Origin of the sequence: Ruminococcus sp. D54t1_190329_F1 (assembly GCF_015551645.1) — a bacterium.
In the GTDB taxonomy this organism is placed as follows: Bacteria; Bacillota; Clostridia; order Lachnospirales; family Lachnospiraceae; genus Blautia_A; species Blautia_A faecis.
This window is the reverse complement of sequence record NZ_JADNDC010000001.1, coordinates 196,730-206,925: the sequence shown is the minus strand read 5'-3', so window position 1 is coordinate 206,925 and position 10,196 is coordinate 196,730. Positions and strand designations below refer to the sequence as shown.

7 protein-coding genes are annotated in these 10,196 nt (G+C 45.3%); all 7 read right to left on the bottom strand.

Translation table 11 applies throughout. The annotated features are described in order from the left end of the window. Positions 1-167 precede the first annotated feature (167 nt). Positions 168-1,175 carry a dipeptide ABC transporter ATP-binding protein gene (locus I2D69_RS00910; RefSeq protein WP_195379230.1) on the bottom strand — a complete coding sequence of 336 codons (1,008 nt, stop codon included), beginning with the start codon at positions 1,173-1,175 and terminating at the stop codon, positions 168-170. Further along, positions 1,168-2,220 carry an ABC transporter ATP-binding protein gene (locus tag I2D69_RS00905; protein ID WP_347708371.1) on the bottom strand — a complete coding sequence of 351 codons (1,053 nt, stop codon included), beginning with the start codon at positions 2,218-2,220 and terminating at the stop codon, positions 1,168-1,170. The genes I2D69_RS00910 and I2D69_RS00905 overlap by 8 nt, the downstream gene beginning before the upstream one ends. 152 nt (positions 2,221-2,372) lie before the next feature. Continuing rightward, entirely contained in the window at positions 2,373-4,115 is a 1,743-nt protein-coding gene (locus I2D69_RS19885) for an ABC transporter permease (protein WP_227198966.1), read from the bottom strand. Between the two features lie 10 nt (positions 4,116-4,125). After that, entirely contained in the window at positions 4,126-5,112 is a 987-nt protein-coding gene (locus I2D69_RS00890) for an ABC transporter permease (RefSeq protein WP_173717951.1), read from the bottom strand. A gap of 197 nt (positions 5,113-5,309) precedes the next feature. Continuing rightward, complete coding sequence (locus I2D69_RS00885) at positions 5,310-7,610, bottom strand: ABC transporter substrate-binding protein (protein WP_195379229.1); 2,301 nt, start codon at positions 7,608-7,610, stop codon at positions 5,310-5,312. Positions 7,611-7,814: 204 nt separating this feature from the next. Continuing rightward, the gene (locus I2D69_RS00880) at positions 7,815-8,384 is read right to left on the bottom strand and encodes a hypothetical protein (RefSeq protein WP_173717949.1); all 570 of its coding nucleotides are present in this window, start codon (positions 8,382-8,384) and stop codon (positions 7,815-7,817) included. Positions 8,385-8,464: 80 nt separating this feature from the next. Further along, entirely contained in the window at positions 8,465-10,141 is a 1,677-nt protein-coding gene (locus I2D69_RS00875; protein WP_173717076.1) for a M3 family oligoendopeptidase, read from the bottom strand. Positions 10,142-10,196 lie beyond the last annotated feature (55 nt).

Here is a 10,196-nt window from a genome sequence, read left to right as displayed (position 1 = left end):
CTTAATCGTGAAGGCTCTCCTGAACGATTTAGTCGCAGTTAGCAGTTAGTTCGCTGGAGCGTTGCGCCGGCGAGTGAGCAATCACCATTGTCCGAATGCGTCCGCCTTGAACAACTTTCAACACACTAAATAGCAACAGACCAGGTAATCCCTGGCCTGCTTTATTCTTAGTCATACAGATGGCAGCGCACCTTATGCCCATTTCCCATATCTTTTACCTCAGGCACCTGATTCTTACAAATCTCCATGCACTTCCGGCATCTGGTATGGAACTTACATCCCTTAGGCGGATTCGCCGGGGATGGAATATTTCCCTCCAGAATGATACGTTTTCTCTTCAGATCCGGATCCGGCATTGGAATTGCAGAGAACAGAGCCTCTGTGTACGGATGAAGAGGATTTGCAAAAATATCTGATGTGGTACCAGTCTCCACAAGACCTCCCAGATACATAACGCCGATGGTATCGGAAATATGCTCTACAACGGAAAGATCATGAGAGATAAACAGATAAGTCAGATTTCTCTTCTCCTGAAGTTCCTTTAACAAGTTAATGATCTGAGCCTGTACGGAAACATCAAGCGCGGAAACCGGCTCGTCACACACAACGAACTCCGGATTCAATGCAAGTGCTCTCGCAATACAGATACGCTGTCTCTGTCCACCAGAGAACTCATGTGGATAACGGTCCTTATGATAAGACTGAAGTCCACAGTCATCCATGATCTTGGTCACATAATCTGCATATTCAGACTTTGGAACCAGGTTATGCTCTCTTACAGCTTCCCCGATGATCTCGCCAACCGGCAGTCTTGGAGAAAGGGAAGAATAGGGATCCTGGAAAATGATCTGCATCTTGGTACGCATATCGCGCATTTCTTTATTGGAAAGACCATAAACATCTTTTCCATTGAAGAGAACCTGTCCATCTGTTTTCTCAATCAGTCTTAAAATGGTTCTTCCTGTGGTAGATTTACCACATCCGGACTCACCAACCAGACCCATTGTAGTTCCTCTCTTTAATGTGAAAGAAACATCATCAACTGCCTTTACGGCTCCAACCTGCTTACCGAACATTCCACCCTTGATCGGGAAATATTTCTTAAGATGGGATACCTCCAGAATGTTATCGGACTGCTGATTCTTTGTATTTTCTGCTGTCTTATTCTCACTCATGAGCTTTTCCCTCCTCTCCCGGATGAACATTTGCCAGCCATCCAGCTTCCGGACGGTCTGCATAACGGTAACAGCTTACTTCATGTGTAGGACTTAATTTGATCACGCCTGGATAGCTTCCCTGGCACTTGTCACAGCTAAGCTCACAACGATCACGGAAATAGCAGTAATCCGGCATATCAATAGGGTTCGGAACCTTACCCGGAATACTGTAAAGCTTGTCAACCTTCTTGCCTACAACCGGTTTGGAGCGCATAAGTCCAATGGTGTATGGATGAGACGGATTCTTGAAAATCTCGCTTGCAGTACCCTTCTCAACTACACGGCCGGCATACATAACTACTACATAATCTGCCATCTCTGCAATAACCCCCAGGTCATGCGTAATCAGCATAATGGAAGAATTGATCTTATCTTTCAAGTTGCGCATCAGATCCAGGATCTGGGCCTGAATGGTAACATCAAGAGCTGTGGTAGGCTCATCAGCGATGATCAGTCTTGGATTACATGCAAGACCGATTGCGATACATACACGCTGACGCATACCACCGGAAAGCTCATGAGGATACATTTTATAAACGCCCTCACTGTTGGCGATTCCAACCAGCTTCAGCATTTCGATGGTTCTGGCCTTTACCTGCTCTTTGCTCATATCCGGATTGTGAAGCTTGGTGATCTCATCAACCTGCTCTCCAATACGGAATACCGGGTTCAGTGCAGTCATAGGCTCCTGGAAAATCATGGAAAGCTCATTTCCGCGAAGCTTCTGCATTTCACTTGTAGGAGTGTTTACAATGTTGTAAACCTTGTCTCCGGTATTAAAACGGATTTCTCCTTCTACTGTCTGTCCCTGAGGACGCTGTACCAGCTGCATAAGGGAAAGGCTTGTTACAGACTTTCCACAACCAGACTCTCCAACAACACCAACTGTTTTTCCCTGAGGAATTTCAAAGCTTACACCATCCACGGCTTTAACCGTTCCGATATCTGTAAAGAAATAAGTATGAACATTGTCAAACTCAACTACGTTTTCCGGATTCTTCATGGTAGTGATATACTCTGACTCCGGAATATTCTTTCTGTTTCTCTTCTTCTCTATCTCATTGGTGATCTTTCGATTCTCTTTGGAGATTCTTTTGGTTTCCTTAGCTGAGATATAGTTTGCGTTTTTCTTACCAAATAATGCCATATTCGCACCTACCGTTTCATTTTCGGGTCAAATGCATCACGAAGACCATCACCCACAAAGTTAAATCCAAGAACGGTCAGCAGGATCAAAAATCCGGCCGGGATCCATACGAACCAGAAGTTGGTCAGTACGTATACATCATTTACCGCATTTACAATGTTACCCCAGGAAGCATATGGGAACTTAACACCGATTCCAAGGAAGCTAAGAGTTGCCTCCATCAGAATAACATCACCAAGTCCCATTGTTGCAATAACGATCAGCTGTGGGATAACGTTAGGGATCAGGTGGCGGAAAATACGTCTGGACACACGAACACCTGTCGCTTCTGTTGCAACCATGAACTCCTGCTCACGAAGGGAGAGGATCTGTCCACGTACCATACGGGCAATGCTTGGCCATCCCACGATACCCAGGATCGCACAAAGTGCATAAATACGGATTCGCGGATCGATCTTGTAATAATCCATAACAGAACCGATGATAATGTACAGCGGCATTGCTGGGATACAGATAACAACATCAACCACACGCATGAGAATGGTATCTACCCATCCTCCAAAATAACCGGAAATACCACCGATGAGAATACCGATGATACCTTCGATAATGATAACAACGAAACCGATCATCAGGGAGATACGTCCGCCATACATCAGTCTGGTAAGCATATCCATACCGTTTCCGTCAGTTCCTACCAAGTGCTTCTTACTTGGAGCTGCATAGGTATCGTTGACAGTAGTCTCTTTCTGGTTACGGACTACATACTGTGTATTCTTTGTCTGAAGCTGATAGGTCTCCTCCTCACCATTCTCATTGAGAGCGGTAAATGTGGAGGCTTTCTCTGTGATTGCCTGCTCCACTGCCTCTTTAAAAGAAAGGGAAAGGAATACACCGTTTGCCTGCGGGGATACCAGAAGACCGGAAACTGTTGCATAAACCTCGCCGTCTTTGGTGATCTCTGTAGCAGTCTCACCTTCTAAAGTGCTCATCTCATACTTTACGCCATCGCACTCAAAAGAAGACTCGCCATTTTCCAGGGCATCCAGTGCAAGCTGCTGGAATTCAAATCCAAGCTGTGCATCGCTGGTGGCTGCGCTGAAGACCTTCTTTGTTGCAAAAGCAACTTCTCCGGAAATGGTGATCAGATTCTCACGTCCGGACTTCTCAATGGAATAAGTAATGCCGTCCACCTCAAAGGTATCTTCATCATTACTTACTGCTTCTTCATAGCCTTCTTTGATGTCATCTGTTACTTCTGCATCTCCAGCCGGTTTATAGGTGGATTTGCCTTTCAGGGTAAGAACTGTGGCAACCGGCTCTGCGGAGTAAATCGCCCAGTATTCTTCGCCTTTATTTTCAAGTCCGTAAGTTACACCATCTGCCTCAAAAGTCGCATCCCCTTTGTTGGTTGCAAGAATGAACTTCTGCTGTCCGGCTGCCGGGAACTCGCTTCCGTCTGCTGTTTCAAAAATATATGCTTTATTATAGGTAGCTCCTGCATAATCCTTCCATACGTGGTCGGTTTTACGGAACACCTGGCTCTCACCATAGGGACTGACCATACCTCCAATGAATGAGAACACAAACATTGTTACCAGAATTACAAGTCCTGCCACAGCCAGCTTATTGCGGAAAAATCTCTTGGCAACAAGCATTCCAGGGGAGAGGACTTTTACACGCTGCTCATCATCCAGTGCCTGGGAGGTACTGACATGATCGTCTTTTTTCTTTGTTGGATCTGTACTCATGTTTTTCCTCCTAATTTACTCGTACCCTTGGATCTGCCACAGCGTACAGGATGTCTGCGATCAGATTGCCGGTCAATGTAAGAAATGCCAAAAATACCATATAGAACATGGTAAACGGAATATCACCCTGGGTCAGTGCCTGATAGGATGTGTATCCGATTCCCGGGATCTGGAACAAAGTCTCTGTGATCATGGCTCCGCCAAACAGGTTTGGAAGTGTACTTCCAAGGATGGTGATGATCGGAATCAGAGTATTTCGGAACGCATGGTGATAGACCACCTTCTTCTCCGGTACACCCTTAGCTCTTGCAGTACGGATGTAGTCTGCATTTAATACCTCCAGCATGTTGGTTCTGGTGTAACGCATCAGGGAACCAACGCTGACGATGGTCAGGGTGATCACCGGAAGGATCAGATGCTGCGCCATATCCAATACCTTTCCAACGCTGCCGTAAGACTCATGCATACGGCTTACAATACCATACAGGTCCACCCATTTCAGATTGATGGAGAAGATCCATTTCAAAATAGTGGCAAAGAAGAAGGACGGCAGGGAAATACCGATGAGGGCAAACACTGTCACCGCATAGTCTACTTTGCTGTACTGCTTGGTGGCCGATATGATTCCCAGAGGGATTGCAATGATGATCTCCAACAGGAACGAGGCCAGCGCCAGTACAAAGGAATACCAGATTACACTGGAGAATTTCTTGGTTACCGGCTGATGGAAGATCCAGGATTCTCCAAACTCACCGTGAAGTGCTTTTCCAAGCCATACAAAATATCCTTCCAGAACCGGCTTATCCAGTCCATAGGAGGCATTTAATTCCGCAACCAGCTCATCATAAGGCTTAGCGCCCTGTTTCATGGACATGTCGCGGGCTCTTCCTTCTACATAAGAGGTAGGAAGGCTTCTCTCAATTGAGTAAATGATCATGGAAACGAAGAACAGAATCATCGCTCCCAGAAGTACACGACGTACAATAAATTTCTTCATTTAGTTTATCTGTCCTTTCCAGTATCAGGGTAAGAAGTTCTGACTGTGATGTTCTTACTGGCAGTGTGTCCTGCCGGTTCTGGCTGTATGCAATGCCCCGGCACACATCAGTACCCAAGGCATACTGCCAGTAAGGCAGTGGGCTCACTTATTAGGGTGAGCCCACTGCGCTAGTCTGACTTCTTCAGTTTATACCTTTAGTTCATCTCGATGTTCTCGATATCTTTATACCAATAATAGAATGTAGAAACATCTTTTGTAAAGGTATCTGCATTTACACGCTCAGGGCTATAGATAATGCAGTTCTGTCTCTGATATACCGGAATCTCAACTGCCCAGTCAAGAATGATATCCAGGCACTGTTTGTAAACAGATTTTCTGTATTCCTGATCTGCGGAAGAACGAGCGTCGATAATATCCTGATCCAGTGTAGCGTCATTGATGTGGTAGTAGTTACTCTTTACGCTCTCGCTGTGGTATGTCTGATACATATCAGGATCGATTGTTGCCTGCCATGCAGCTGCCCACATTTCTGCTGTACCTGCATTTAAAGCATCCCACATGATGTTAGAGTCTGTAACGTCATTGATCTCAAGTGTGAATCCGATGGACTCAAGTGCTGCCTTAGCATCTGTAAGGATTGCAAAGCTTGGGTGATCTCCACTTCCGTCAGCGCCGATGATGATCTCATAGGACATCTTAGCACCTTCCGGAGCTGCTGTTACTTTGCCATCTTCTACAGTGTAGCCAGCTGCCTCAAGGTAGCCAAGAGCTGCCTGTGTAGCTGCTGCAAATTTCTCATCATCAGACATGTCATCTGTGTAAAGCGGATTTCCGTCAACATCTACAGAGTAAGCTGCCTTATAATCTGCATCAGATTTCTGAGGAGCTGCCCAGGATGTATTGGAGATCGGGTAGTTGATTACGGAAGCAGCATCGCCATAGTAGGAATCGATTGCTACGTCACGATATACAGCAAATACAGTTGCAATTGCTTTTCTTAAATCCTTGGATGCATCAGAGCTTCCATCATCACCAACTTTTACAGTGTTAGCGTTGATACCGATGTATCCATATCCAAGGTTGTCTGTTGCGTTAACCATGATCTTGTCGCCATCAAGCTCGCCGTTGCTGTTGATGCTCTTGATCTGGTCAAATGCAGATTTGCTTCCGGATGGATCGGAAAGGTCGATTGTACCCTGCTCAACACCGGCAATCTTATCTGCGTCGGAAGTCTCTCTCCACTGAAGGTACTTGATCTTAGGAGCACCTTTGTAGTAGTTCTCGTTTGCTTCCAGATATACGGTCTTGTTCTCATATTTCACAAATTTGTAAGGACCTGCACCAAGTGGCTGGTTTGCTTTGTCACGTACTGCGGAAAGGTCGCCTCTTGTGAAACCGAACTGATTGTTGTCATAGTCATAAAGAGAAGCATCACCATAGTAATGCATTGGCTCAACGATTACGCCAAGATTGTAGATTGTAGTAGCAGAGAATCCGTCTGTTGTGATCTCAACTTCGTAATCGCCAAGTTTCTTGATTCCTTCGATGTTAGCAACTTCCTCGCCCTCACCTGCAGCAGTTTTCTGCTCTACCAGGTATTCCTGTGCAATTGTTGTAGCATCTTCATTGAAATATTCCTCATCGCCGTATGCAGTTGCAAGAGCTACATAATCTGTACCATACTGGTCAGCGATCTCATTAATGATTGTATCCTGGTCTTTGCCGTCTACGCTGTAGCCGTCTTCGGTAGCGTAGAGCATTGCGAAGAATTCGTCACCGCTTGCAACACCGTAAGCGTCTGCGTAATCTTCCCATGCAGTCTGTGCCCAGTCATACTCAGAGGTAAGAAGCGGAACGATCAGGTCAGATTTCACCTTCTCTGCTACTTCGTCTGGCATGTCAGCTAATACATTTGCAACATCCTCATCTGTGATAGAGTCTGCTGCTGTGGAATTCAGACGGTAGTTCTTCATACCTTTGATGTTGGTGGAATACAGAGTTGCATTTCCATCATAATCAGTATCTGAATATACATATAATGTGAAAATAAGGTCATCTGCGGTAAGCGGCTCACCATCAGAGAATTTTACATCATCGCGAAGTTTGATGTCATAAACAGTCTCATCCTCGCCCTGTGTAACTGTAATATCAGAAAGTCCTGTGTAAGTATACTCTGTTCCGTTATACTCAGTAGTCTCTCCCTCAATACCATTGTAGATAACAGCACCTGCGCGGTCGTTATCAAACAGATATGCTCCTACGATATCGGAGATCTGCTGATCCGGAACTGCTTCTGCGAACATTCCACAGAATTTCTCGGAGAAGTTGGTCTGTCCAACAACCAGCGGTGTATCGGAAGAACCTCCCTCAGTCTCTTCTGCTGCATCAGCTGTGTCTTCTGCAGCGTCTGCATCCTCAGCAAAAACAGGAACACTCACTGTTGTTGCTGTCATGACGCCTGATAATAACAGGGCCATTAACTTCTTCTTGCTCATATCATATCCTCCTTTTTGAGATATTTTATTGTAACTATTCACAGGGTATGTTTCGAACATACTCCTGAGGCCAGCTACTACAGACAACCTGAAAATTTGTTGTCTTATACCTCTCTATTTTACCATGTTTTATTACATGTGCAATAGCTATATGGCGAAATATGTCTGGAATTTTGTCCATAATTGTCAAAAACTGAAAGATTTTTACTCAAAATTTGTAAATTTCGCTTTAATCTGCCAGTTTTGCGCAGTACTAACACTTCCCAGTGCTAAAATCATCACAGCGGCTGCCTCGAATAATAGTTCCCTTGTAAAAATAAGATTTTCGAAATCTTTTAACAAAAAAATCAGGTTTGCCACGCTTGTAAAAAGTCCCAGTACCGTGATGGCAATGCTGCACCTTACCGGACGCCGCACCCCTTTTTCATACTGTGCACAGGTCATATGCCCTATATGCTTTTCCGGGATTACCACCTGTGAGTGAGCTTTTCCCTCCTGCTGTCTGCAAAAAAGAAATAAGGAAGCACCTCCCATGATTCCATAGGAAACAGGGAATACTACCACCATATAGGGAAGTAATATCCAGAAGATCCTGCTTCCTTCATTGTTCAGCATCAGGCTGGCAAAATAGATCACAAGGGCGGCTGCCATAAGAACTGTATTGTTAAGGGCATGTCTTTTCAGCTCCTTCACTGACAGGCTGCTGCCATACCATTTTCCGGTATATTCAAATTTTTCCCCTCTCTGGCGGTAATCATTCCCATATTTTTTCACAATTCTTCCTCAACTTTCCTGTGAGTTCCCAATCTATTACCTGAAAGTGCTTTTCCTTCTCACAGTCTTTGCCTGATGACTCAACCCAGCTTCTTATCCAACTCATCCACAATCTTCTGAATGCAGCCATCTGTAAATGGAACTGTAAGTCCCACCTGTTTCAGCATGGACGGATAGAAATCACTTGCAGAAAGCCGGCAAAGCTTCATATAATCAGCCCACGCAGCGTCATGATCTTTCTCCATGCGGATCTTAAACTGGAATGCACAAAGCTGTGCAAGTACATAATCAATATAGTAGAAAGGCATCTCAAAAATGTGGTGCTGTCTCTGCCAGTAGCCGCCTTCTTCCATAAACCTGCAGCCAGTGGAATCCATATATGGGCGGTACTCCTGCTCCAGCCTGTTCCATGCATCACGTCGCTCCTTAGGTGTAAGCTCCGGATTGCCGTATACAATGTGCTGGAATTCATCCACCATTGTTCCATAAGGAATAAAGTCGATGGCATCCTCAAGATGCATCTTGCGGTAATCATCGCCTCTTTCCCCGAAGAAAAGCTCGATCCATGGTTCCGCAAAGAATTCCATGGACATGGAATGGATTTCTGCTGTCTCCATGGTCAGATACCTGGAGTGATCGGCGATCGGATCCTTGCAGGATACATAACTCTGAAATGCATGTCCACACTCATGTGTGATTACATCCACGTCACCACTGGTTCCGTTAAAGTTTGCAAAAATAAACGGTACACCATAATCCGGAAGCTCCGTCATGTAACCACCGGTAGCCTTATTCTTACGTCCGAATACATCAAAAAGCTCATTCTCCATCATCATGTTGAAGAAATCCCTTGTCTCATCAGACATCTCCGTGTACATTTTGCGGCCGCTCTCAAGAATCTCCTCAGGAGTACCGATCGGCGCCGGATCTCCCTGTGGGAAATAAACACCCATATCATAATAACGAAGTGCATCTACCCCAAGGCGTGCCTGACGGTTCTTGTGCATTCTGGAAGCTAACGGTACAAATACAGTCTTAATCTGCTCGCGAAGCTTCTGTACATCTTCCTTGGTATAAGAATTACGGTTCATGCGGAAGTAGCCCATATCAATGTAATTCTCAAAGCCCAGCATCTGTGCCTGTCTGGTACGGTTCTTCACCATCAGATCGTAGATTTCATCAAGCTCAGCCTGGTTCTCCTCAAAGAAGCCTGAAAAAGCATCCCATGCTTTCTTACGGGTATTCCGATCCTGGGAGCGCATATACTTGCGCATAAGGGAAAGGTTCAGTTCTTCTCCTTCCCACATGATCTTGGCAGAAGCGATCAGCTTGCTGTAACGGGAAGCAAGGGCATTCTCCTCCTGCATCAGCGGAATCAGACTGTCATCGAAAGATTTCATCTCCAGTTCCATGGACTTAAATGCAACCGGTCCGATTTTCTCTTCCATATACTGACGATATGGGGTGGCAAAAAGTACTTTCTTGTACTCATTTGTCACTGCGTTCAGTTCCGGGAGCTTCTCATCATAATAGCTCTTCTCGCCGTCATAAAACTCATTTGTCACATCTCCATCCCTGCGGATATGGGCGATGGTGTAAAGAGTTCTCACGTGATCCATCAGCTTGTTAAATTCCTGATGAATCTCGAACTGCTCTTCTCCGCTCTTCGCAGAAGATGCGCGCTGGATAATCTCTTGTGCCTGTGCGATCACAGCCGGAAAATCCACACGAGTGTAAGGCATTTCTGAAAATTTCATCTCGTTCCTCCTTTATAGACACAAATGGGCGGACAAACTTCCTAAAGCTTATCTT